Source organism: Pseudomonas sp. ef1, assembly GCF_007293365.2.
GTDB lineage: Bacteria > Pseudomonadota > Gammaproteobacteria > Pseudomonadales > Pseudomonadaceae > Aquipseudomonas > Aquipseudomonas siliginis.
Map to the genome: position 1 here is coordinate 5,265,204 of NZ_CM129815.1, position 23,988 is coordinate 5,289,191.

A 23,988-nucleotide genomic window follows, 5' to 3' on the forward strand; every position below is an offset into this window, starting at 1 on the left:
GGGCGCCTTCGCGAGCAGGCTCGCTCCCACATGGATATGCATTCCAAAGGTGGGAGCGAGCCTGCTCGCGAATGGTCGCGCCGCCGATTACAGGTTTTGCAGTGCCAGATTCAGCTCCAGCACATTCACCACCGGCGGCCCAACCAGCGGCTGTTCGATGTGCTTATCGAGCAATTGCTGCAAGGTCGACACCGGCAGGTTACGCGCTGCTGCGACACGCGCCAGTTGATAGGCAATTGCTGCCGGTGGCAAGTGCGGATCGAGGCCGCTGGCGGAGGTGGTCAGCAAGGCCAATGGCACCGGCCCCTGCCCAGCGACTTGTTGTTTTTGCGCGTCTTCGATTACGCGGGTCGCCAGGGCCGGATTGCTCGGCGCGAGGTTGCTGGCGCCGCTGGCGACGGTGGCAAAAGCCCCGGCAGAGGGGCGCGGGTGGAACCAGTTGTCACCGCTGAAATCCTGGGCGATCAGCGCCGAGCCGCGGACTTTGCCGTCGGCGTCGTGGATCAGGCTGCCATTGGCCTGAGCCGGGAAAGCGACCTGGGCGATGCCGGTGACCGCGAGTGGATAGGCGACGCCGGTGATCAGGGTCATCAGCGCCAACAGGGTCAGGGCCGGGCGTATCATTGTGGACATTGCAGAATCCTCGATTCAGAAACCAGTACTGTGTTGAACCAGATAAGCAGTGGCGCATTCTTCGCGAGCAGGCTCGCTCCCACAGGGGAATGCAATTTCAGGTGGGAGCGAGCCTGCTCGCGAACGCGTCACACCAGATGCAACGCCGTAAGCAGCATGTCGATCACCTTGATCCCCACGAACGGCACGACAATCCCGCCGACGCCATAGATCAGCAGATTGCGCCGCAGCAACGCCGCCGCACTCGCCGCCTGCACGCGCACGCCGCGCAATGCCAGTGGAATCAGCACAACGATGATCAAAGCGTTGAACACGATCGCCGAGAGAATCGCGCTCTGCGGACTGCTCAGATGCATGATGTTCAGCACGCCCAGCTGCGGGTAAATCGAGGCGAACAGCGCCGGCAGAATCGCGAAGTATTTGGCGATGTCGTTGGCGATGGAAAAGGTCGTCAGCGCGCCACGGGTCACGAGCAATTCCTTGCCGATCTGCACCACGTCGAGCAGCTTGGTCGGGTCGCTGTCGAGGTCGACCATGTTCGCCGCTTCGCGTGCCGCTTGCGTGCCATCGTTCATGGCCATGCCGACGTCCGCCTGAGCCAGCGCCGGGGCATCGTTGGCGCCGTCGCCGCACATGGCAACCAGGCGACCGTCGTTCTGCTCGTGACGAATGCGCGCGAGTTTTTTCTCCGGCGTGGCTTCAGCGAGAACATCATCGACGCCAGCTTCAGCGGCAATGGCTGCTGCGGTCAGCGGGTTGTCGCCGGTGACCATCACCGTGCGAATTCCCAGTTTGCGCAACTCGGCAAAACGCTCGCGGATGCCTGGTTTGACCACGTCCTTGAGATGGATCGCGCCAAGCAACTTACCGTCTGCACAGACCAGCAACGGCGTGCCACCACTCTGGGCAATCTTGTCGATTTCCCGCGCCAGCGCCGGGGCCAGATCGCTACGCTGTTGACCGAGAAACGCCAGCAGCGAATCCACCGCACCTTTGCGATACACGCGGCCCTGATAATCGACGCCGGACAAGCGGGTTTCCGCGCTGAACGGCACGGCGGTCAGGGTTTCCGGGGCCGGCTCAGGTTGTGGATGCAGGCCACGGAGGAACTCGACGATCGACTTGCCTTCAGCGGTTTCGTCGGCCAGCGAAGCAAACAACGCGCCTTCGGCCAGCTCACGGCCGCTCACACCCGGCGCGGCATACACCGCGCTGCAACGACGGTTGCCGAAGGTGATGGTGCCGGTCTTGTCGAGCAACAGCACGTGCACGTCACCCGCCGCTTCCACCGCGCGACCGGACTTGGCGATCACATTCAGGCGCACCAGACGATCCATCCCGGCGATACCGATGGCCGACAGCAGACCGCCGATGGTGGTCGGAATCAGCGTGACCAATAACGCCACGAGGAACACCAGCGGCAGGCTGCCATTGGCAAAGTGCGCGAACGGTTGCAGGGTGACGACCACCAGCAGAAAGATCAGGGTCAGGCCGATCAGCAGGATATCCAGCGCGACTTCGTTCGGGGTCTTCTGACGCTTGGCGCCTTCGACCAGGGCGATCATGCGGTCGAGGGTCGATTCACCAGGGTTGGTGGTGATCTTCACCAGCAGCCAGTCGGACACCAACCGCGTGTTGCCGGTGACGGCGGAACGGTCGCCGCCGGACTCGCGGATCACCGGCGCCGATTCACCGGTAATCGCCGCTTCGTTGACCGCCGCGATGCCTTCGATGACTTCGCCGTCACCGGGGATCATTTCCCCGGCTTCGACTCGCACCACATCGCCCTTGCGCAGATTGGCAGCCGGCACGATCTTGAAGCTGCCATCGGCTTGGCGGCAACGGGCGCTGAGGCCTTCGCTGCCGGCCTTGAGGCTGTCGGCGCGGGCCTTGCCACGACCTTCCGCCAAGGCCTCGGCGAAGTTGGCGAACAGCACGGTGAACCACAGCCACAGAGCGATTTGTGCGGCGACGAAGGTCGGCACATCAGCGTCCGGAATGAAGCACAGCACGGTGGTGAAAATCGCCGTCAGTTCGACCACCAGCATCACTGGCGAACGCGCCAGTTGCCGAGGGTCGAGCTTGACGAAGGCTTGCACCAGCGCCGGACGCCACAGGGCCGAGATCGCGGTTTTGGCTTGTTCCGGCGCCTTGACGGCGGCGGGTTTGATTGCAGGCATATTCATGATGGATTCCTTAGAAGCCCATACTTAAATGTTCGGCGACAGGACCGAGCGCCAGCGTCGGCAAGAACGTCAGGCCGCCCACCAGCAAAATGGTCACGGTCAACAGGGTCACGAACAGCGGGCCGTGAGTCGGGAAGCTGTTCTGGCCGATCGGTGCGCTTTTCTTCATCGCCAAACTACCGGCCAGTGCCAGCACCGGCAGGATGTAGCCGAAGCGGCCGATCAACATGCCCAGGCCGAGCATCAGGTTGTGGAACGGCGTGTTCGCGCCCAGGCCACCAAATGCCGAACCGTTGTTGGCGCTCGCCGAGGTGTAGGCATAGAGCAACTGACTGAAGCCATGCGCGCCGGGGTTGCTGATGGTTGCCGCAGCGCTGGGAACCGTGGCGGCAATCGCGCCGAGCACCAGCACGCCGACGGGCATCACCAGCAGCGTCACCACCAACAATTGCACCTCACGCGCTTGAAGCTTCTTGCCGAGGTATTCCGGCGTCCGACCGATCATCAGACCGGCGAGGAACACCGCGATCAGCACATTGAGCAACATGCCGTAGAGCCCGGCACCGACACCGCCGAAGATCACTTCGCCGACCATCATGTTGACCAGCGCGACCATGCCACTCAGCGGGTTGAGGCTATCGTGCATGCCGTTCACCGAGCCGTTCGAGGCCGCCGTGGTAGTCACCGACCACAGCACCGTCGCGGTGGTACCGAAGCGCGCTTCCTTGCCTTCCAGCGGCGCGGTCTGCTCGACGGCAGCGTTGTTCAGGGTCGGATTCGGCTGATACTCGGCCCACAACGACGTCGCACCGCCGATCAGGAACAACGCCAGCATGCAGGCGATGATCGCGCGGCTCTGACGCAGGTCCTTGACGTAATGGCCGAAGGTGAACACCAACGCCACCGGGATCAGAATGATCGAGGCGACTTCGAACAGGTTGCTCCACGCGGTCGGGTTCTCGAACGGATGCGCCGAGTTGACGCCGAAGAAACCGCCACCGTTGGTGCCCAGCTGCTTGATCGCAATCTGGCTGGCGGCCGGGCCGAGCGGAATTACCTGATCAACACCCTGCAGCGTCAAGGCATTTACATACTGAGCGAAAGTTTGCGGTACGCCCTGCCAGACCAGATACAGCGCCAGCAGCAGGCACAGCGGCAGCAGGCCATAGAGAGTGGCGCGGGTCATGTCGACCCAGAAGTTGCCGAGGGTCTGCGCCGATTTGCGCCCGATGCCACGGCACAGCGCGACCAGTACGGCGAGGCCGGTGGCGGCGCTGACGAAGTTCTGCACGGTGAGACCGACCATCTGGCTCAGGTAGCTGAGGGTCGCTTCGCCGCTGTAGGACTGCCAGTTGGTATTGGTCATGAAACTGACCGCGGTGTTGAACGCCTGGGTCCATTCCTGGCCGGGCAGGTTTTGCGGGTTCAGCGGCAGGTGATCCTGGAACAGCAGAATCGCAAACAGCAGCAGGAAACCGGCAAGGTTGAACGCCAGCAGCGCCAGTGTGTACTTCTGCCAGCTCTGCTCCGCCTGCGCATCGACCCCGGCAAGGCGATAGCAACCGCGCTCGACCGGTCCGAGAATCGGCGTCAGCCAGGTGCGCTGGCCCTCCATCACCTTGTAATAGAAGCGCCCAAGGAACGGCGCCGGCAGCAGGACCAGCGCAAAAAACCCGAGGATCAGCCAATAGTCATAACTGTGCATAGCCGCTCCTAGTTCCGGTCCGCGCGCAACAGCGCAACCAACAGATAAATGAACAGCCCCACTGCCAACAGCAGTGACACCCCGTCCAGAACGCTCATGGAAGATCTCCGTGTAACGGCGTATTGCCGTGTGTGCAGCGATTGTCGGGAAGGAGGCTGTAAAGGAACGAGAGCGAGGGCCGGCGTGGGTCATAAAGAAAGCGTAAAGAGTGGGTTTATGCCGGCGTTACAGCAGGTTTTTGCAGCGTCAGGTCGGGCCTCATCGCGGGCAAGCCCGACTCCCCCAGGTTATGCGGTGGAATCAAATTCAGCGGACGACGCAGAAACCTGTGGGAGCGGGCTTGCCCGCGAAGGCGGCATAACAGACTCCGCTGCTCCCAACTGGCGCACAAAACCCGCACATCCAGCGCCAATCATCCCCGCTGCGACAGCTTTGGACTCATTACGACTTGTTTCAGCGTAATGGCACGCCCACTGCACACGCCTCCCTCGAGCTTTCCAACCATTGCGGGAGCAAGCGCATGAACACACAACTCAAACCCACGCTGGGCACGTTGCACCTGTGGGGTATTGCCGTGGGGCTGGTGATTTCCGGGGAATATTTCGGCTGGAGTTACGGCTGGGGCGTGGCCGGTACGCTGGGTTTTCTGGTGACCTCATTCATGGTCGCGACCATGTACACCTGCTTTATCTTCAGCTTTACCGAACTGACCACCGCGATTCCCCATGCCGGCGGGCCGTTTGCCTACAGCCGCCGCGCGTTTGGCGAAAAAGGCGGATTGATCGCCGGACTGGCCACACTGATCGAATTCGTCTTCGCCCCGCCAGCGATTGCCTTGGCGATTGGCGCGTATCTCAATGTGCAATTTCCGGCACTCGACCCGAAACACGCGGCGGTCGGGGCGTACATCGTGTTCATGGGCCTGAACATTCTCGGGGTGAAACTGGCCGCGACGTTCGAGCTGATCGTCTGCGTGCTGGCGGTGGCTGAGTTGCTGGTGTTCATGGGCGTGGTCGCGCCGGCGTTCAGCTTCAGCAACTTCGCGCTGAATGGTTGGGCCGGTTCCGACGTCTTCGGCGCGCCGGCGATTGCCGGGATGTTCGCAGCGATTCCGTTTGCGATCTGGTTCTTCCTCGCCATCGAAGGCGCCGCCATGGCTGCCGAAGAAGCCAAGGACCCGAAACGCACGATCCCGAAAGCCTACATCAGCGGCATCCTGACCCTGGTGCTGCTGGCAATGGGCGTGATGTTCTTCGCTGGCGGCGTCGGCGACTGGCGCACCTTGTCCAACATCAACGACCCACTGCCGCAGGCGATGAAAACCGTGGTCGGCGACAACTCCGGCTGGCTGCACATGCTGGTCTGGATCGGCCTGTTCGGCCTGGTCGCCAGTTTCCACGGCATCATCCTTGGTTATTCGCGGCAATTCTTCGCCCTCGCCCGCGCCGGTTACCTGCCCGCCTCATTGGCAAAACTGTCGCGCTTCCAGACCCCGCACCGCGCAATCATCGCTGGCGGCCTTATCGGCATCGCGGCGATCTACAGCGACGGTCTGATCAACCTCGGCGGCATGACACTCACCGCAGCGATGATCACCATGGCCGTGTTCGGCGCCATCGTGATGTACATCATGAGCATGCTCAGCCTGTTCAAACTGCGTAAATCGGAACCGAATCTGGAACGTACTTTCCGCGCGCCGTGCTATCCGCTGGTTCCACTGATCGCGCTGGTACTGGCGGTGGTTTGCCTGGTAGCGATGGCGTGGTTCAACACACTGATCGGGCTGATTTTCCTCGGCTTCATGGCCGTGGGGTTCTGCTACTTCATGCTCACCGGGCAACTGCGCGCCGATGCGCCGGCGGATGCCATGCTCACAGGCCTGTAACGACTCGTCCCCTGTAGGAGCTGACGAGTGAAACGAGGCTGCGATCTTTGCTTTTCAAGATCAAAAGATCGCAGCCTTCGGCAGCTCCTACAGGAATTTCGGATGCACCGGGTGCAAGCGGCCTAGAATGGAACCACTGCGAAGTCGTTTCGCTCAAAGGTGGTATGCAGCATCGCACGGCGAAGTCCTCGCCCGTCGAGCTGCCATTAAGGAGAGCCGTTATGCCCTGGTATGCCTGGTTGATTCTGGTCGTTGCGATCGGCTCGATTGTCGGCGGATTGATGATGTTGCGCGACACCGCCAACAAGGTCGAACTGACCGATGAAGAACGCAAGCGCGTCGCACAGCGCAATGCCGAAGCGGATGCCAAGGATGCACAAGATCGCTGATACCAACCCCGCCGCAATGGCGGGGTTTGTTTTTTCAGCACAATCGGACTTACCCGCAGGCTGTTTAGATTTTAGAAGTACAGTCACCATTTAATCTTCCGTGGTTAAGATGGCAGCATCGTCGCGGAGAGCTCCACATGCGTTACTCGCCAGATCACAAAGCCCAGACCCATCAACGCATCATCAAGGAGGCTTCCGCCCGATTTCGCAAGGACGGTATCGGCGGCACCGGCCTGCAGCCTTTGATGAAAGCCCTGGGCTTGACCCATGGCGGTTTCTACTCACACTTCAAATCCAAGGAAGAGCTGGTCGAAAAAGCCCTGCAAGAGGCCGGCGAGCAAGTCGCGGGCCTGTGCGAAGAAATCTTCGCGCAGGAAAACCCTCTGCAAGTGTTCATCGACACCTACCTGTCAGAGTGGCATCAGACCTCGCCCGACGAAGGCTGCCCGCTGCTGACCATTTCCTCGGAGCTGGGCCTGCGTGGCCAGCCAAGCCCCACCAGTGACGAAGTCCTCAATGCTCGCCTCGAACAAATTCAAGGCACGCTCGAAGGCGAGAACAGCGCCGATCGCAGCATTGTCATCATGGCCACCCTGGCTGGCGCATTGCTGCTGTCACGCAGCGTCGCGGATGCCGACTTCGCTCAGCGCATCCTCGACGTCACCCGCGAACATCTCAAGCAATCGAGCGATTAACCTTCCCAGCGTTTGAACAACACGCTCGCATTGACCCCGCCAAAACCGAAGCCGTTGGACAAGGCATATTCGATTGACATGGAGCGCGCCTCGCCATGCACGATGTCCACCCCTTCGCTCGCCGGATCCGGGTTTTCGAAGTTGAGCGTTGGTGGCACCACCTGATCACGAATCGCCAGCAGCGTGAAAATCGCCTCTAGCCCACCCGCCGCGCCAAGCAAATGACCGGTAGCGGATTTGGTCGAAGTCACGGCGATCTTGTTCTGCGTGCCAAACAACGCCTTGATCGCCGCCAACTCGCCCAGATCACCGACCGGCGTCGACGTCGCATGTGCGTTGAGATGCTGCACCTGCTCCGGCGTTACACCGCCCTGAGCCAGTGCCAAATGCATTGCCCGGCGTGCGCCGCTACCGTCTTCCGGCCCGGCGGTCAGGTGGTAGGCGTCGGCGGTGGTGCCGTAACCGACCAGTTCGGCCAGCGGCTTCGCACCCCGTGCAAGCGCATGCTCCAGCGACTCGATGACCAATAGACCGGCGCCCTCGCCCATCACGAAACCATCACGCCCACTGTCGAAGGGACGCGAAGCTTTTTCCGGGGTGTCGTTGTAGCCGCTGGACAACGCCCGCGCCGCCGCGAAACCGGCGAGACTGACGCGATCGATCGACGCCTCCGCACCGCCACATACAGCGATGTCCGCCTCCCCCGCCCTGATCAACCGCGCTGCATCGCCGATCGCCTGAACCCCGGCGGCACATGCGGTAACCGGAGCGCCCAACGGCCCTTTGAGGCCATGCTGGATCGAGACATGACCCGCCGCGAGATTGACCAGAAACGATGGAATGGTGAACGGCGACAAACGCCGAGGACCACGGCTGTCGGTGGTACGCACCGCATCGGCAATCGCACCGAAACCACCGACACCCGAGCCGATGATTGTTGCAGTGCGCTCCTGGCTTTCAGCGTCCGCCGGATGCCAGCCGGCCTGCTCCAGCGCCTGCCGCGCCGCTTCCATGGCAAACATGATGAAGCGATCCATCTTCTTCTGTTCCTTGGGCGGCGTCGCACGATCCGGATCAAACCCGGCCTCGGCATCCTCCTCCACCGTCGGCACACTGCCGCCGACCCGGGTCGGCAGATCAGCCACAACCGCATCCGGCAAGTTGCGCAACCCGGAACGACCGGCCAGCAAACGCTGCCAGACAATTTCAACATCACTGCCCAAAGGTGAAACCACGCCCATGCCCGTGACGACGACTCGACGCGAATCCATACTGTGGTGGCCTCTGATCAATTCAATTGCCGGACTTGTAGCGTTGCGCTGCAGCACTGCGGGAAAGGTTCGGCGCCATGACATGGCGAGCCGCAACAAAGGCGTGCCATTCGCCTGCGTCAGGCAGCGAAGAAATGGTGATCAACTCGCCCTGATCCAGACCGGCCAGTGCCGCATCGACCATCTCGCCCGCGTCCATGACCATTTCTGCCGGAATGCCACTGGCATCGATGCCGGAGCGCACCCAGATTTCAGTGCGGGTCACACCCGGCAGCACGGCCTGGATCTGCACGCCGGTGCCTTCGAGTTCGGTGTTCAGCGATTGGGTGAGACTCAGTACATAAGCTTTGCTGGCGCTGTAGGTGGCGTTAAAGCGCTCCGGGAACAACGCCACCACGGAAGCGATATTGATGATCGTACCGCGTCCGGCCTTGGCGAAGCTGGCGGCGGCCGCTGATGCCAGGCGGGTGACGGCGGTGATGTTCAACTGGATCAATCGCTCCAACTGGTCCATGTCGGCGTTAGCCAGTAAACCGTCCGACGCCACACCGGCGTTATTGACCAGCAAGCTGATGCTGGAATCGCTACGCAGGCGTTGTTCGAGTTTGAGTACGTCATCCTTCTGCGTCAGGTCTGCTCTCAGCACTTCGACCTGAACACCATGGGAGTCACGCAACTGGCTCGCAGCACTTTCCAGACGATCCTTGTCACGGGCCACCAGCAGCAGATCAAAACCACGCGCCGCAAGGCGCTGAGCGTAAATAGCACCGATACCGGAGGATGCGCCGGTAACCAGAGCAGTACCTTGAGATTGTGCGGAATTCATGAGAATGCTCCTGGAATGCTTGATGAAGGAAGTTGCCGATGAGACCTGTTGGCTCGATGCACCGGCAAATTATTATAGGTATAATCTTAAGGAAATATGATAGTCGTAATTTTAGATCGTCCGGCAGTTGCCCTTTCCACTGCTACCCGCAGCCAAGCACTGCACCAAATGAAAAAGGCCGGTCAATGACCGGCCTCTTGGCGTTGAACACTTAGCTTAGTTGACTTCCAGCTTGTCGCGATTGCGATCCAGGATCGCCTTTCCAATGCCTTTCACTTCCAGCAATTCATCCACGGAGGCAAACGGACCATTTGTTTCACGATATGCAACAATCGCTTTAGCCTTGGCCTCACCGACTCCGGCCAACTCTTTTTGCAGCGTTGCCGCGTCAGCACCGTTGAGATCGACTTTTGCACCTTGTAAAGGCGCCGCTGCATCCATCACCATCGGCGCCTTGGCAGACTCAGTTGGCGCAAAAGGTGCGGCAATAGCCGCAATCGAGGCGCTGGTGAGGAAGGCAAAAATCAGAGAATAGAAGTAACCGGTACGCATTTAGTGACGCTCCATCATCGTTTGAGAAAGCAGCTTTTCCGAAGCTGCTCTCCAAACGTAGGTCATGATGGAGCTATGTCAAAAATGCGTGCGTTACAGAATGTGAAACAATCAGGGTTCGAGACGACGCTGCTGGTAGATCCAGTCGACGATTTCGCCATCGGGGGTGTAGCCGGAGACGGTTTCGCGCAGGAGTTGGCGCACTCGGGAATAGTCGTCTTCTTCGACCGCCAGAAGCAATTCGCTCAACCGAGCTTTCAATACTTCCCAAGGCAGATGATCTTCATTGGCGCTCATGATCATGGGGTGAGGTGTGGCGGCTACGTTATCGCCGATCAACAATTCCTCGTAAAGTTTTTCGCCCGGGCGCAAACCGGTGAACTCAATGGAAATGTCCCCTTGAGGATTGCGGTCGGAGCGAATGCTCAGGCCTGAGAGATGAATCATTTTCTCCGCAAGTTCGACGATCTTTACCGGTTCGCCCATGTCCAGTACGAAAACATCGCCGCCCTGGCCCATAGAGCCAGCCTGGATCACCAATTGCGCAGCTTCCGGGATGGTCATGAAGTAGCGGGTGATTTTCGGGTGAGTGACTGTCAGCGGTCCACCAGACTTGATCTGGCTATGGAACAAGGGAATCACCGAACCGGACGACCCTAGTACGTTGCCGAAACGAACCATGGTGAAACGGGTTTTGTTGACTCGGGATACTCTCGCATTGTCGCCGAACAGTACCGGCGCGACCTCACGGCTCAAAGCTTGAAGCGTCAACTCGGCCAAGCGCTTCGTGCTGCCCATGACATTGGTCGGACGTACGGCTTTATCAGTGGAGATCAGCACAAAGTTTGCCACACCCGACTGCAAGGCAGCCTGGGCGGTATTCAACGTGCCGATAACATTGTTGAGTACACCCTCGGCGATATTGTGCTCGACCATCGGTACATGTTTATAAGCAGCCGCGTGATAAACGGTGTCTACGCGCCAGGTCTTCATCACATCAAGCAGTTTATGGGGGTGACGGATGGAGCCGAGGATAGGTAGCAACTTAACCGTTACCGATTCACGGCAAGCGCGCTGCTCCAATTCCGATAGGATGCTGTAAAGGTTGAACTCACTGTGCTCAAACAGCAGAAGCGTGGTCGGGCTAAGGGAGAAGATCTGCCGACACAGTTCCGAACCGATCGATCCGCCGGCGCCAGTGACCATGACTGTCTTGCCTTGAATACATCGCTCAAGCAAATCGGCTTGGGCCGGCACTGCATCACGACCCAGCAAATCAGCAATATCCACTTCCTGAATGTCTTCAACTTTAACCCGACCGCTGGCCAGATCGGTGAAATTCGGGACACTTCTTACGTGCAGCGGGAACCCTTCGAGCACATTGAGAATTTCCCTGCGTCGTGCACGAGTAGACGATGGCAGCGCCAAGAGAATTTCCTGGGCACCAGTGACATCGATCATATGCTGGATGTGTTTTGGTTTGTAGACCTGAAGGCCCGAAATAGAGCGGTCGGAAATGCTGGAATCGTCATCGATAAATGCCACTGGGCGCATCACTCGCCCCATGCGCAACGCCGCGACCAATTGATTTCCTGCCACCCCTGCACCATAGATAGCGACTTTGGTAAGTCCGTCATCGCGGCTGGTGAATGGAACGTGCTGGGCGGCGGTGAACCAGTCGCCCATGAAGTATTGGCGCATGCACAGGCGCAGGCCACCGATGATGACAAGGCTTAGCCACCAGTAGTTGAAGATGATTGAGCGTGGGACGACGGTTTGGTGGTTGCTGTACCAGTAGACAACGACTGCCAGGATAAGCGACGAAAGGCTGACAGCCTTAATGATGGCTATGAGGGCATCATTGCCAAAATAGCGCATGACCGCTCGGTACATGCCGAAGCGGATGAATAAGGGAATGGCTACTACCGGCGCACAGGCGAAGAGCCAGAAGTGCACCTTCAAGGGGTTATACATATCATCGATGCCGAGGCGGACGATGAAGGCAAGCCATAGCGCGGCCCACACCAATACAACGTCTGTTGCAACTTGTATCAGCCGCTTTTTCCGACGTGGTAGCCCCACTAGAAATGTCCTGAGTCTCTCCATAACATCATCGAACACTATTCCCCACTCCCTCACCTAAACGCGCGGTTAGATTGTACTCGTCTTAGCAGTTTCAGCACATCATGTACAAGCGACTGATCCCACAGCATAAATCAACAAATCAGCCTTGATGGGAAGCAATCGCTACTGCCACCGCCATCAATGGGCCAGCACCAAAACTCAAATCCAGAAAAATCTATCCTTCCAACAGGCGCTGAGAAATTGATCGAACCAGCACCGCTCCTCACTTGGAATAGCACTCGTCTTCCCGCCAATTGTCCATCAAAATCGGAAGACACGAAGGCTGGAAGCGTTATTTCACGCCTCTGATATTCGATCACATTTTCTCAATGAAGTGCCTGCTGAACAGACTTTTGGAGAAAACCATCTTAAAATGCCGCCAAATGCGGGTCGTAGACAGATACCGCACACCGCTTCGCCGCTCTACCCCCGAAATTCTGCCCTGATTTGCGTACTGCTCACACTTAAAAAACTAAAGCGTAGTCGCAGGTACCGTATTCAATTCGGCAATGTTTGAGATTAGAAAATGAACACGCAACCCCAAATACCCGAACTGAGCGAGATCACCGTCTCTGCGGCTACCAGCGCCAAAGTTGCCATCTTGCTTTGCACTTATAACGGCTCTGCGTTTATCCGCGAACAACTGGAGTCGTTCACCAGGCAAACCCACAGCAACTGGGTGATCTATGCATCGGATGATGGGTCAAGCGATGAAACCGTCAGGCTCCTTAAGGACTTTCAAACCGAACAGGGATACGATCGTCTCATCATTCTGGAAGGCCCGCGCCAAGGCTTCGCAAAGAATTTTCTGTCGCTAATACAGAACCCATCCATTGACGCCGACTATTTTGCATTTAGTGATCAAGACGATGTCTGGTTCCCGGATAAGCTGGAACGTAGCATCGCCAACCTGGCAGATGTACAAGATACCCCCGCACTTTATTGTTCCAGGACTCGCCTCATCTCTGCTGAGCGGCAGGTAATCGGCGTCTCTCCACGCTTTTTGGCCCCACCACACTTCCGCAACGCTTTAGTACAAAGCATTGCCGGGGCAAATACGATGCTTATAAATTGCCAGGCAAGGGAATTGCTAGCGCAAACGGCTCATGACGCAACCATCGTAGCCCACGATTGGCTGACTTATCTTCTGGTGACTGGATGTGGTGGCAAAGTGATTTTCGATCAAACGCCAACGCTCGACTACCGGCAGCATGGCGGTAATCTGATAGGGGCCAACTCAGGGCTTAAAGAGCGCCTGATCCGCCTGGGCAAGATGTGCTCTGGACGATTCAATGAATGGAGCAATCAAAATCTGATTGTGCTTGTCGATTTCAAGCTGAAATTAACACCCGAGAACAGGCTGACACTGGAGCAATTTGAGCAAGCTCGTCAAAGCTCTCTTTTGCGCAGGCTCTATCTGATGAAAGAGGCTGGTATCTATCGCCAGACTGGCAAGGGGAACGTTAGCCTTTTTCTTGCCGCATGCCTGAACAAAATTTGAAGCAGCAACACTCAACCCCCCCAGAAAACCGGCATTCCGACAACGAGCCTCAGCCCTCTGATCTGGCTGGAATTGCAGCGCAATGGATGCCTGCAAGCCGCGTATATGGTAAGATGCCGCGCGCCCGAGGCGAAGAATGGCCGACCAATCGCCATCAAAAAAAATCACATCAGGCAGGGCCGCGAAATGTGGGCGATGAACGTTTTTCAAGCTTTCGTCAGGCGATTTTCAGCGGATACGCCAAAGTCCAATTTTTGAAGCTTTTAGAAGCAAACGGCTGCGGCGATGAACGACAGTCATCCCGAGACATTTTTAACTAGAAGACGTCTCGGACTACCGAAGTAACATTGGTCCAATACCGAACTACTGAAGGAACGAAATGAAGCAAAGTGAAATGGCCCTCACTCGGTCAGAAACGCCTCAAGCAATGAGTGAGCTCATTTGCTTCAGTATCGCCTCGGCCAATCGAACGGGCTTGGGCCACCTGAGCTGCATGAACATTGCCCGCAGCCAACGCCGGACACACGGCCGATTTCCCGATGACTTTGCCTCCCTGCCACTGCGCCAAGGCTATAGCAAAGACCTCACCTCGTTTCTGGTGGAGACTTTATAACGATGAAAGCGACACCTCTTGCTATCCCGAGTGCCGAATTCTTGTACAAGATAACTGATTATTATGCTAGCACCCACGAACGCAGTCTGGCGCGGATCGACCCAGCCATCGGAATAGATTGTCCAGTTGAGGAAAAACCCACCTTGTCCGTCAAAGATCAAGCTGCGATTCTTTTAAGTCAAGCGGAGATATTCGAGTGAGCCGAACCAATCCGTCAGCAAGCCCATTTGCGCTGCTTTCAAGTATATGGAAAAACAGCCAACTTATTACTCAAATGAGCAAGCGCGAGGTTATCGGTCGCTATCGTGGGTCGATAATGGGCTTAGCTTGGTCCTTATTCAATCCGGTCTTAATGCTGACAGTTTATACATTTGTATTTTCAGAGGTATTTAAAGCGAAGTGGGGGACAGGTGGAGGCGGCAAAGCGGAGTTCGCCATAATGCTTTTCGTTGGTATGATCATTCATGGCTTCTTTGCAGAGTGTGCAAACCGTTCTCCCTCACTTATACTAAGCAACGTAAACTACGTAACTAAAGTCGTTTTTCCACTGGAAATCCTATCGGTATCCAGCCTCCTATCTGCGCTATTCCATACATTAATTAGCTTATTTGTACTGGTTTGCGCCCAGCTCATTACTCGCGGCTCCATTCCACTTAATGCGATTTACTTCCCTCTCGTTCTTATTCCACTTATTTTAGGAACGCTCGGGATATCATGGTTACTAGCCGCCCTAGGGGTTTATATCCGCGATATCGGACAAATCATTGGTGTCTTGACTACTGTGTTGCTGTTTCTCTCACCAGTTCTGTATCCGGTGGCATCTCTACCACCGCAATATCAATCGTGGATTCATTTAAACCCACTGACCTACATCATTGAGGAAAGCCGCAATACGCTGCTATCTGGTCTAGCTTTACAGTGGGATAATTGGATCATAGCGATGATCATAGGAAGCGTACTGGCTATGTTCGGCTTTTGGCTGTTTCAGAAAACTCGCAAGGGGTTCGCAGATGTCATCTGACGTAGCAATCAAGGTCCAGAACCTGCACAAATGCTTCCATATTTATGACACCCCGCGAGATCGTCTGAAACAATTTTTCATGCCTCGAATACAACAGCTATTTGGGCATGCAAAAAAAAGCTATTTTCGCGAATTCTGGGCGCTTCGCGATGTTTCCCTTGAAATAAGAAAAGGCGAGACCGTAGGCATAATCGGTCGTAATGGGGCAGGTAAATCTACCCTACTGCAAGTCATATGTGGAACTCTCACTGAGTCATCAGGCAATACAGAAGTAACGGGACGAATAGCTGCCCTTCTCGAGCTTGGTGCTGGCTTCAATCCCGAGTTTAGTGGACGTGAAAACGTTTATATGAACGGCAGTGTACTTGGCTTATCCAAAACGGAAATCGATGCTAGATTCGATGAAATTGCCGCGTTTGCGGATATTGGTGAGTTCATCGAACAGCCTGTCAAGACCTACTCCAGCGGAATGTACGTACGCTTGGCATTTGCAGTGCAAGCGTGTGTTGACCCCGAAATCTTGATCATTGATGAAGCATTATCGGTAGGGGACATCGGATTCCAATACAAATGTTTCAAGAGAATGGAAATGCTTCGCAAAAAAGGCGTGACCATTTTGATGGTTACGCATTCGACCGGAAGCATTCTGGAATATGCAGATCGTTGTATTGTTTTGGATGGCGGCCGTGTTCTGGTCGATAGCACCGATGTACTTTCAGCGGTTTTGACGTACGAGAAAGGAATGTTGCCGGGCAGTCCAAAACAAAGTATTGCGTCTCGCGAAAAGACTCTACAGGCGTCATACACCCCATTGCAATTGGCGAAAATTCAAAGCGAAAGCACGAATGTAGAGATTGGCGAGAAACGCTTCGGCTCTGCACGCGCAATTATAGAAAGTCTGGAAATCTTTCGAGCTGATGGTCAATTATTTTCTGAGAGCCCGCTACTCAAATCTGGCGAAGAGGTTACCTTCCGCTTTCGAGTTTTATCTTCCGAAATAATCGATAGCATCATACTTGGTATCTCCATATCGAAAGCACAAGGTAATGACATCTGGGGTGACAACAATCTCAGGGCGTCAACTCCAATTAAACTTAACCCCGGCATGCAAGAAATTGACTACACAGTAAAATTACCAATAAGCTCAGGCGACTACCTAGTTCATTGTGGAATGGCCCGCATCCACAATGAAGAGAGGGAAGAGCTTGATCAGCGTCGACCGCTGTCGAAGCTTAAATTCTGGTCATCACGTGAGCAAGTTGGAGTCATTCATGCACCTATCGCAGTCCGTTTGAGAGAGCAGCCATGATTGCAGTCTTTCTCCCATCGTTCCCCTTTAGAGGTAATGACGCCCCTTATCTTTGGGTATTCTATCGTCTACTATCTAGTTTGAAGGAACCAAGCCTATACATAATCGGCGAAGACTATTTAAAAACAGCCGAAGAATGGGAGCTATTGGGTAGGAGCGAAGTTACCGCTGCAGGACAGAACCACTTTAACTACGAATTGCCATCGGAGGAAACGCTCCAGCTTAATTTTTTTGAGTTAATAGACAACAAGCCTTTTGAAGAGATTCTCTCAAACAAAAGCGGAAACCTGAAGTCCGCGTTCAAAATATTTCTTACTGAAGCCATACCGAAATTCCAAGAACAGCTTTATTTCACCCTTTCAAAACACACGAACTTGGAAGCTGTTCTGACCTGGTGCAACTGCCCGTCTCTTGAGAGTGCCGCAGCTCAACTGAACATTCCAGTAATCCATATGGAACTTGGCCCTTTACGCGCCCCACTCTACCGCCAAACAGCCTATATGGACTTCACCGGCGTAAATGGAAATACAGAGGCCAAACTTCGATATCACACCGAATCGGAGGGGATTGATTTCGGCGTTACCTTGAAAGAACTACGAGAATATTTTCAACTACAACAAACAAAACAAGACCAAGGAACTGCTCAACGCCCCATAGGCGTTCCCCTCCAAGTTGAAGATGATTCGAATTTAATTGCTTTTGGCAACGATTTTGACAATCAGACGCTTATCAATTATGCCCAAAGCTTGAACATGACGCACCCCTTACTAATTCGTCCGCATCCAGCAAGTATATTTTCACTAAAATCAACAAATAGCTTTGTTCGAGATGAGTCGTTAAACAGTCAAGAGTTCATAAGCAAATGCCATAATATTGTCACAATAAATTCAAGTGTGGGCCTTGAAGCTATTTTGATGAATACAACTGTGACCATCTTAGGAGATTGCTCGTTCGCCTTCATAAACGAAGTACTCGATGAAAAGGAACGGGTACGACGGACTACGTTTTACCTGTTTGCCTACCTAGTACCGTACGAGTTGATTTTCGACCCTATTTACCTACGTTTCAGGCTAACCTCTCCTTCGATGGTAGAAATAATCCACAGGCACTTGGAATACTATGCAATGAACACTAACGAAATCAAGCCCTCAGAAATTGGGATTGATACTTTACTGAATCGGGCGATTACCCAGGATCAGATAAAAAGATTGCAATCTTCGATCGATAGCTTGCTGGCCGACAACAACGCGCTGATTACTAAAAACAACTCATTGATATCTGAAAAATTAGACCTAGAATTTCGCATAACAAAAAGCCTTGCTAATCAAGAGAATATCATTAAGCAAGTCGAACTCGAATTCGCCAAGCAGTTAGCACAGAAAGACACTCACATCCAAAATCTGGACGCCGTTATCCATTCAATGTACAGCTCTACAAGCTGGAAACTTACCAGTCCTTTACGAAAGTCTATTTTTCTTCTACGTCGGGGTAAGAATGCTCTACGCTTGATACCTTCCTTAATTCGACGCGGTGGAGGAGTATTGGGTACAATCAAAAAAGCTTTCGCTATTTGGAGACTGCAAGGTATAGCAGGGCTGATTGCCAGGCTCCGATGGCTTAATAGGGCAAACAATTTTGCATTTGTGGGTCAAGAAACCCGTGAAGTGCCGGATCGCCATGATTATGCACGATGGGTCGAGTACTACGACACGATCGATGACAACGTACGTTGGCGGATCAATCAAAAAATCAAAAAATTGGCTAGTAAGCCTTTGATTTCAATCATCATGCCAGTGTACAACCCACCTATCGGCCTGTTACGTGAAGCTGTCGATAGTGTGAAGGCTCAACTGTATCCGAACTGGGAGCTATGCATTGCCGATGACGCATCGACTCAATTGGAAGTAGTTGAATATCTTAGATCGCTAGCAAACGATGATAATCGCATAAAAATAGTGTTCCGTTCGGAGAATGGGCACATTTCGCGCGCAAGCAACTCTGCACTTGAAGTAGCTACGGGGCAATATGTCGCATTGATGGACAATGATGATCTCCTACCTGAGCATGCATTGTACTGGATCGCGCGAACCATCTCTGAAAATCCGGACGTCGGCCTAATATATTCCGACGAAGACAAGATCGACACTAACGGAAAGCGAAGCGCGCCCTATTTCAAATCTGACTGGAACGAATTCCTATTTCGTTCGCAGAATATGATTTGTCACTTAGGTGTTTATCGTCGAGATCTGGTGGACAACGTCGGCCGGTTCCGACCAGATTTCGAAGGCGCGCAAGATTATGACCTAGCTCTTCGCTGCATCGAGCAGTTGGAGCGCGAGCAAATTATCCATGTCCCGCGAGTGCTGTATCACTGGCGCATACATGCTGGTAGTACCGCAATGGCGGGCGATGAGAAGCCCTACGCAGCCTTGGCTGGAGTGAAGGCACTGGACGAACATCTGCAACGTAGGGGAAATATTGGTTCAACAGAACTTCTGCCAATGGGTATGTACCGTACTCGGTATAAGTTGCCTGAACAGTTGCCATTGGTGAGTTTAATTATCCCGACCCGTAACGCCTACGGCTTGGTAAAGCAATGCATCGATAGCATCAAGACGCTGACCACCTACCCTAGTTACGAAATCATTTTGATCGACAACGGCTCTGATGACCCAGAGTCTTTGGAATATTTCGCTGAAATAGATCAGGAAGAGAATATCCGCGTCTTGCGCGATGATGGTCCTTTCAACTACTCGAAGCTCAATAATGACGCGGTACGCCAAGCGCGTGGAGAACTCATCGGGCTGATCAACAATGACATTGAAATCATCACCCCGGAATGGCTTGATGAGATGGTATCCATTGCTCTGCAGCCAAATGTCGGGGCCGTTGGTGCGCGCCTGTGGTATCCAGATGACCGCCTGCAGCACGGGGGGGTTATTGTAGGTGTCGGTGGCGTGGCAGGACACTCACATAAATACTTGCCAAAGGGTGACTACGGTTACTTCTGCAGGGCTGCACTGATTCAGGAGCTTTCAGCCGTCACCGCAGCTTGCTTGATTATTAAAAAATCAATATTTAATCAAGTCCGTGGACTAGATGAAGAAAATCTCAAAATCGCATTTAACGATGTGGATTTTTGCCTGCGCGTAGGAGAAGCCGGTTATATCAACGTGTGGACGCCATTTGCTGAAATGTATCACCACGAATCTGCAACACGCGGCCTTGAAGATACGCCACTAAAGAAAGAGCGTTTCATGAAGGAGGTCACTTACATTCAGGCGCGCTGGCCGGACGTACAAAAAGATTACGCTTACAATCCAAACCTTACGCTAGATCATGAAGATTTCGGGCTTGCATGGCCACCCAGAGTAAAAATCTAATCTAAAGTCACAATGTAGCCAAGATCAATCTGAGTTATAGCACTGATTTATTGGACTTTTCACTGTATTGACTCGAGGTTGGAGGGGGAGGAAATGAGATTGAGTCGTTACAGATCAAAGTCATCTAAGAATTTTTTGATCGATAGCCTCTCAAGGTTCTTATTCAAGAACAGTTCGAGGGTTTCTTCTAGATTATTTTCAACCTTTATTCCCAGTATTTGGGAATTCGGTTCTTGTCTAGTTGGGTTAGTCTTGAGGGCGGCATCTTTAGGCAAGAGCGCTGGTGAAACGCGGTGGACTACCCCCCGGGCTTCGAATTTCATATATTTATCTGCGAATTTGAAATGAAATTGAATAATTTGGACGTTCCGCCACTTGTGGTCGACCTTGATGGCACCTTGTTAAAGTCTGATTTACTATTTGAAACGGGTATGGCATTCATCCGCAGTCAACCATTGAGCGTACTGAAACCTTTTGGTTGGGTTGCCAAAGGCAAAGCGCAGCTAAAAGAAAGGTTAGCGCATGCAGTTTCTATGGATGTGAGCGTTCTTCCTTATGATGCAGCCGTAATAGAGTTGATCGAAACCGCTCGCAAAGACGGCCGAAAAATTGTACTTGCCACCGCCAGCCACCATATTCTTGCTGATCGGATTGCCGATCACCTTAAGTTATTCGACCTAGTTCTAGCTACAAATTCCGAATGCAATTTAAGCTCTCATCGAAAACGCGATCTTTTGATTGAAAACTTCAGTGAAAATGGATTCGACTACGTCGGTAACTCTCATGACGATCTCGCAGTATGGGCGGCCGCCAGACTCGCCTATGTCGTAAATCCAGAGCAAGGAGTAGAAAAGAAAGCACAGGCACTAGGAAATGTAGCGCAGGTTATTCGCTCAAACAACTCCGGTCCCAAAGACTGGGTGAAAGCAATGAGACTGCATCAATGGATGAAGAATGCGCTGATTTTTGTACCTCTATTAGCCGCCCATCAAATCGCAAATCCTATTTTATTGTGGCAGGGTGTTCTGGCATTTCTATTATTTGGACTGTGCGCATCCAGCGTTTATTTGCTAAATGATTTACTAGATCTCGCGGACGATCGACACCATAAATCCAAGCGATATCGAGCATTTGCCTCCGGACGACTCTCAATAAAATCGGGACTTTTCGTTTTCCCAATATTATTGATTGGATCATTTACGAGTGCATGGCTACTTTTACCGTGGGAGTTTTCAGCTGCACTTATAGCTTATTACATCCTAACACTTGCCTATTCGCTCTCACTTAAACGGCAAATGTCTATTGACGTGATTGCACTCGCATTGTTGTACACCATGCGAATTATCGCTGGTGCAGCGGCATTCAGTCTGGATCTGACTTTCTGGATGCTAGCATTTTCAATGTTTATGTTTCTCAGTTTGGCTCTGGTGAAGCGCTACGCCGAACTCTACGAAGCGCGCCGCAAAGGGCATACCGAAAAAACTCGTGGACGCGGTTATTACCCAAATGATTTAGAGATGATCTCATCATTAGGAGCCGCTTCGGGTTACCTCTCGGTAATGGTGTTGGCTCTGTACATCCATGATATGCAGACAGTTCTAATGTATTCTCATCCACAGGTCATCTGGCTAGCATGTCCTCTGCTTCTGTACTGGATCACCCGCGTCTGGATGCTCACTCACCGCGGTCAGATGCACGATGATCCGGTGGTGTTTGCCATACGCGATCGCGCCAGCCTCGTGATTGGTGTGTTATTCAGCTTGGTATTCTGGGTGGCTGCATGAGTAGCAAAAAACTCTATTCTTGGGGCCGCTATCCAGAACGCCCTCAAGAAGGGCATGCCTGCTATTGGCGCTCCGATCTCAGCGATCTATTTAATGGTCTCGCTGTTGAGCATGGCAGTACCCTCCCCTATGGAAACGGCCGCAGTTATGGTGACAGCTGTCTTTCCGATAGTGGACATGCCCTTCACATGCGCCCCTTAAACCGCTTTATAAAAACTGACTGGGAGAGAGGAATACTCATCGCTGAGGCGGGAGTCACCTTGGCAGAAATACTAGCCATCTCCATTCCACAAGGTTGGTTCCTGTCTGTAACTCCTGGTACTCAATTTGCCACTCTGGGTGGTGCCATAGCTAACGATGTTCATGGCAAAAACCATCACCTGCGCGGTACCTTTGGCAATCACGTGTTACGGTTCGCTCTATTGCGACATAATGAACCCGAACTGATTTGTTCTACTTCAGAAAACGAGGAGCTTTACGCTGCCTCCATTGGCGGGTTAGGGTTAACCGGGTTGATAAGCTGGGCAGAAATTCAGCTCATGCCAATCCGCACCAGTCACATTGACAGCACTCTCGTACGCTTTGGCGGTTTGACTGATTTTTTCGAATTATCGACGGAGCTGGATCATCAACACGAATACAGTGTCGCGTGGATTGATTGTCTCGCCAAAGGTGCTAATACAGGACGTGGAGTATTTATCGTTGGGGATCATGCTAAATTTGGACATTTGGAAGTTGATCAGCGCTCTAAACTGACTATTCCTGTGACCCCACCGGGCTCCCTAATCAATAACGTGTCGCTACGACCATTCAACGAGCTCTATTGGCGTATGCACCCGGCCCAGAGAACCCGACAGCGCAGCAGTTATGATCCATTTTTTTATCCTCTGGATCGTATACTTCACTGGAACCGCATCTATGGCCGCAAAGGCTTTCAACAGTATCAGTGCGTCATTCCTGATCATGTAGCTGAAGCAGCCGTACGAGAATTGCTGAGAGGTATCTCAGATTCTGGCCAAGGGTCATTTCTTGCAGTTCTTAAGCGCTGCGGCGATATCTCGTCTCCAGGCTTATTATCGTTCCCACTGCCGGGCACTTCCTTGGCTTTGGACTTTCCACAAAAATCTAGCCTTGATCGTCGATTGTTTCCACGATTGGACGCAATTGTCCGTGAGGCCGGTGGTCGTTTATATCCCGCAAAAGACGCCCATATGAGCGGGAGCGATTTTCGCAAGGCATATCCTGCATGGGAAAAATTAGAAGCGTTACGTGACCCAACCCTGAACTCTTGTTTTTGGAAACGAGTAACTAAATGAAAAAGATTTTAATAATCGGCGCTACGTCAGCTATAGCCAATGCTTGCGCTCGTATTTGGGCCGCTCAAGGCAGTGAGTTTTTTCTGGTTGCGCGCAACAGCGAGAAACTAGAACAGATGACTGCCGACCTCACCGCCCGTGGAGCTAAGCGCGTTATTACTCACCTGATGGATGTAACCGATCTAACTGCGCATGTTGCCATGCTAAAAGATTGTGTTGACGCACTACAGCAGATCGATCTCACGCTGATCGCCCACGGAACACTCCCTGAACAAAGCGCCTGTGAGCAGTATGTGGGGATCGCACTGAAGGAATTGAACAACAACGGAATTTCGGTAATTGCCCTTCTCACTTTGCTAGCGAACCAATTCGAAATGCAACGATACGGTACTCTGGCTGTGATTTCCTCCGTAGCGGGAGACCGCGGCCGCCCTTCAAACTATCTATATGGTACCGCGAAAGCAGCCGTCTCGACATTCTGTGAAGGCCTGCGTGCACGCATGTTCAAAGTTGGCGTACATGTAATGACCATCAAACCAGGTTTCGTTGACACTCCCATGACTAAAGGTCTTCCGTTACCAGGCCCACTGGTTGTTTCTGCTGAGAAAGTTGCGAAACTAATAATAAATGCTATAGACAAGAAAAAAGACACCGTATACACACCTGCTTTTTGGAATTTAATCATGATGATTATTAAATCGATTCCAAGCTTCATATTCAAACGTCTCAACCTATGACTTACAAACAAGATGTTAGCTTAGCAGACATAACAAACCAAACGTGTAGTCACAAGAC

19 protein-coding genes and 3 pseudogenes are annotated in these 23,988 nt (G+C 53.4%); 13 read left to right on the forward strand and 9 right to left on the reverse strand.

The features are described from left to right. Window positions 1–87: 87 nt before the first annotated feature. The 4 genes from kdpC to kdpF form a co-directional block, all read right to left on the reverse strand. Window positions 88–633: a potassium-transporting ATPase subunit KdpC gene (gene kdpC, locus FEE99_RS24055; RefSeq protein WP_041478316.1), complete on the reverse strand. Its 546-nt coding sequence runs from the start codon at window positions 631–633 to the stop codon at window positions 88–90. A 128-nt stretch (window positions 634–761) separates the two neighbouring features. Next, window positions 762–2,819 carry a potassium-transporting ATPase subunit KdpB gene (kdpB, locus tag FEE99_RS24060; protein WP_064361229.1) on the reverse strand — a complete coding sequence of 686 codons (2,058 nt, stop codon included), beginning with the start codon at window positions 2,817–2,819 and terminating at the stop codon, window positions 762–764. Window positions 2,820–2,829: 10 nt separating this feature from the next. Next, on the reverse strand, window positions 2,830–4,524 hold the full coding sequence (gene kdpA, locus FEE99_RS24065) for a potassium-transporting ATPase subunit KdpA (RefSeq protein WP_041478312.1): 1,695 nt from the start codon (window positions 4,522–4,524) through the stop codon (window positions 2,830–2,832). Window positions 4,525–4,532: 8 nt separating this feature from the next. Further along, on the reverse strand, window positions 4,533–4,622 hold the full coding sequence (gene kdpF / locus FEE99_RS24070; protein ID WP_007899818.1) for a K(+)-transporting ATPase subunit F: 90 nt from the start codon (window positions 4,620–4,622) through the stop codon (window positions 4,533–4,535). 422 nt (window positions 4,623–5,044) lie between these two features. Here kdpF and eat point away from each other — a divergent pair, with 422 nt between their 5' ends. From eat to FEE99_RS24085, 3 genes are all read left to right on the forward strand, one after another. Beyond that, window positions 5,045–6,409, forward strand: a complete 1,365-nt coding sequence (gene eat / locus FEE99_RS24075; RefSeq protein ID WP_016770900.1) for an ethanolamine permease — start codon at window positions 5,045–5,047, stop codon at window positions 6,407–6,409. Window positions 6,410–6,630: 221 nt separating this feature from the next. Then, entirely contained in the window at window positions 6,631–6,798 is a 168-nt protein-coding gene (locus FEE99_RS24080) for a DUF2897 family protein (protein ID WP_016770901.1), read from the forward strand. 137 nt (window positions 6,799–6,935) lie between these two features. Then, window positions 6,936–7,493, forward strand: coding sequence for a TetR/AcrR family transcriptional regulator (locus tag FEE99_RS24085; protein ID WP_041478311.1), 558 nt, complete (start codon window positions 6,936–6,938; stop codon window positions 7,491–7,493). Here the strand turns inward: FEE99_RS24085 and fabF are convergent. The 4 genes from fabF to FEE99_RS24105 form a co-directional block, all read right to left on the reverse strand. After that, window positions 7,490–8,764, reverse strand: a complete 1,275-nt coding sequence (gene fabF, locus FEE99_RS24090; RefSeq protein ID WP_041478310.1) for a beta-ketoacyl-ACP synthase II — start codon at window positions 8,762–8,764, stop codon at window positions 7,490–7,492. The genes FEE99_RS24085 and fabF overlap by 4 nt on opposite strands. Window positions 8,765–8,786: 22 nt before the next feature. Next, complete coding sequence (locus FEE99_RS24095; RefSeq protein ID WP_041478308.1) at window positions 8,787–9,590, reverse strand: SDR family NAD(P)-dependent oxidoreductase; 804 nt, start codon at window positions 9,588–9,590, stop codon at window positions 8,787–8,789. Window positions 9,591–9,806: 216 nt separating this feature from the next. Continuing rightward, the gene (locus tag FEE99_RS24100; RefSeq protein ID WP_041478306.1) at window positions 9,807–10,142 is read right to left on the reverse strand and encodes a ComEA family DNA-binding protein; all 336 of its coding nucleotides are present in this window, start codon (window positions 10,140–10,142) and stop codon (window positions 9,807–9,809) included. 111 nt (window positions 10,143–10,253) lie between these two features. Next, window positions 10,254–12,248 (reverse strand): polysaccharide biosynthesis protein, encoded by a 1,995-nt coding sequence (locus FEE99_RS24105; RefSeq protein WP_041478488.1) that lies wholly within the window; start codon window positions 12,246–12,248, stop codon window positions 10,254–10,256. A gap of 544 nt (window positions 12,249–12,792) precedes the next feature. On the opposite strand from FEE99_RS24105, the gene FEE99_RS24110 reads away from it, so the two are divergent. The 7 genes and pseudogenes from FEE99_RS24110 to FEE99_RS24140 all read left to right on the forward strand — a co-directional run. After that, a complete protein-coding gene (locus FEE99_RS24110) occupies window positions 12,793–13,767 on the forward strand; it encodes a glycosyltransferase family 2 protein (RefSeq protein ID WP_081932462.1) in 975 nt (324 codons plus the stop codon). Then, window positions 13,764–14,087: a hypothetical protein gene (locus FEE99_RS24115; RefSeq protein WP_143979072.1), complete on the forward strand. Its 324-nt coding sequence runs from the start codon at window positions 13,764–13,766 to the stop codon at window positions 14,085–14,087. The genes FEE99_RS24110 and FEE99_RS24115 overlap by 4 nt, the downstream gene beginning before the upstream one ends. Before the next feature lie 322 nt (window positions 14,088–14,409). Further along, window positions 14,410–14,580: pseudogene (locus tag FEE99_RS24120) on the forward strand (dTDP-4-dehydrorhamnose 3,5-epimerase family protein); the annotation flags it as partial. Between the two features lie 74 nt (window positions 14,581–14,654). After that, window positions 14,655–15,401 (forward strand): ABC transporter permease, encoded by a 747-nt coding sequence (locus tag FEE99_RS24125; RefSeq protein WP_081932460.1) that lies wholly within the window; start codon window positions 14,655–14,657, stop codon window positions 15,399–15,401. Then, window positions 15,391–16,710 (forward strand): ABC transporter ATP-binding protein, encoded by a 1,320-nt coding sequence (locus tag FEE99_RS24130; RefSeq protein WP_041478299.1) that lies wholly within the window; start codon window positions 15,391–15,393, stop codon window positions 16,708–16,710. Before FEE99_RS24125 ends, FEE99_RS24130 begins: the two co-directional genes overlap by 11 nt. Beyond that, window positions 16,707–17,609 (forward strand): annotated as a pseudogene (locus tag FEE99_RS24135) (GT99 family glycosyltransferase N-terminal domain-containing protein); the annotation flags it as partial. The gene FEE99_RS24130 and the pseudogene FEE99_RS24135, both read left to right, overlap by 4 nt. Before the next feature lie 468 nt (window positions 17,610–18,077). After that, window positions 18,078–20,093: pseudogene (locus FEE99_RS24140) on the forward strand (glycosyltransferase family 2 protein); the annotation flags it as partial. Between the two features lie 107 nt (window positions 20,094–20,200). Here FEE99_RS24140 and FEE99_RS24145 read toward each other — a convergent pair. Then, window positions 20,201–20,416 (reverse strand): hypothetical protein, encoded by a 216-nt coding sequence (locus tag FEE99_RS24145; RefSeq protein WP_143979071.1) that lies wholly within the window; start codon window positions 20,414–20,416, stop codon window positions 20,201–20,203. Between the two features lie 21 nt (window positions 20,417–20,437). Here FEE99_RS24145 and FEE99_RS24150 point away from each other — a divergent pair, with 21 nt between their 5' ends. From FEE99_RS24150 to FEE99_RS24160, 3 genes are read left to right on the forward strand one after another with little or no spacing between them, the layout of a single operon-like run. Then, window positions 20,438–21,877, forward strand: a complete 1,440-nt coding sequence (locus tag FEE99_RS24150) for a UbiA family prenyltransferase (RefSeq protein WP_041478485.1) — start codon at window positions 20,438–20,440, stop codon at window positions 21,875–21,877. After that, entirely contained in the window at window positions 21,874–23,193 is a 1,320-nt protein-coding gene (locus tag FEE99_RS24155; protein WP_081932458.1) for an FAD-binding oxidoreductase, read from the forward strand. The genes FEE99_RS24150 and FEE99_RS24155 overlap by 4 nt, the downstream gene beginning before the upstream one ends. Beyond that, entirely contained in the window at window positions 23,190–23,930 is a 741-nt protein-coding gene (locus tag FEE99_RS24160; RefSeq protein WP_041478298.1) for an SDR family oxidoreductase, read from the forward strand. The genes FEE99_RS24155 and FEE99_RS24160 overlap by 4 nt, the downstream gene beginning before the upstream one ends. Window positions 23,931–23,988: the final 58 nt, after the last annotated feature.

Bases quoted from the DNA above. Each gene is read 5' to 3' on its own strand.
- kdpC (WP_041478316.1), bottom strand. From the start codon at position 633: ATGTCCACAATGATACGCCCGGCCCTGACCCTGTTGGCGCTGATGACC.
- kdpB (WP_064361229.1), bottom strand. From the start codon at position 2,819: ATGAATATGCCTGCAATCAAACCCGCCGCCGTCAAGGCGCCGGAACAA.
- kdpA (WP_041478312.1), bottom strand. From the start codon at position 4,524: ATGCACAGTTATGACTATTGGCTGATCCTCGGGTTTTTTGCGCTGGTC.
- kdpF (WP_007899818.1), bottom strand. From the start codon at position 4,622: ATGAGCGTTCTGGACGGGGTGTCACTGCTGTTGGCAGTGGGGCTGTTC.
- eat (WP_016770900.1), top strand. From the start codon at position 5,045: ATGAACACACAACTCAAACCCACGCTGGGCACGTTGCACCTGTGGGGT.
- FEE99_RS24080 (WP_016770901.1), top strand. From the start codon at position 6,631: ATGCCCTGGTATGCCTGGTTGATTCTGGTCGTTGCGATCGGCTCGATT.
- FEE99_RS24085 (WP_041478311.1), top strand. From the start codon at position 6,936: ATGCGTTACTCGCCAGATCACAAAGCCCAGACCCATCAACGCATCATC.
- fabF (WP_041478310.1), bottom strand. From the start codon at position 8,764: ATGGATTCGCGTCGAGTCGTCGTCACGGGCATGGGCGTGGTTTCACCT.
- FEE99_RS24095 (WP_041478308.1), bottom strand. From the start codon at position 9,590: ATGAATTCCGCACAATCTCAAGGTACTGCTCTGGTTACCGGCGCATCC.
- FEE99_RS24100 (WP_041478306.1), bottom strand. From the start codon at position 10,142: ATGCGTACCGGTTACTTCTATTCTCTGATTTTTGCCTTCCTCACCAGC.
- FEE99_RS24105 (WP_041478488.1), bottom strand. From the start codon at position 12,248: ATGGAGAGACTCAGGACATTTCTAGTGGGGCTACCACGTCGGAAAAAG.
- FEE99_RS24110 (WP_081932462.1), top strand. From the start codon at position 12,793: ATGAACACGCAACCCCAAATACCCGAACTGAGCGAGATCACCGTCTCT.
- FEE99_RS24125 (WP_081932460.1), top strand. From the start codon at position 14,655: ATGAGCAAGCGCGAGGTTATCGGTCGCTATCGTGGGTCGATAATGGGC.
- FEE99_RS24130 (WP_041478299.1), top strand. From the start codon at position 15,391: ATGTCATCTGACGTAGCAATCAAGGTCCAGAACCTGCACAAATGCTTC.
- FEE99_RS24145 (WP_143979071.1), bottom strand. From the start codon at position 20,416: ATGAAATTCGAAGCCCGGGGGGTAGTCCACCGCGTTTCACCAGCGCTC.
- FEE99_RS24150 (WP_041478485.1), top strand. From the start codon at position 20,438: ATGAAATTGAATAATTTGGACGTTCCGCCACTTGTGGTCGACCTTGAT.
- FEE99_RS24155 (WP_081932458.1), top strand. From the start codon at position 21,874: ATGAGTAGCAAAAAACTCTATTCTTGGGGCCGCTATCCAGAACGCCCT.
- FEE99_RS24160 (WP_041478298.1), top strand. From the start codon at position 23,190: ATGAAAAAGATTTTAATAATCGGCGCTACGTCAGCTATAGCCAATGCT.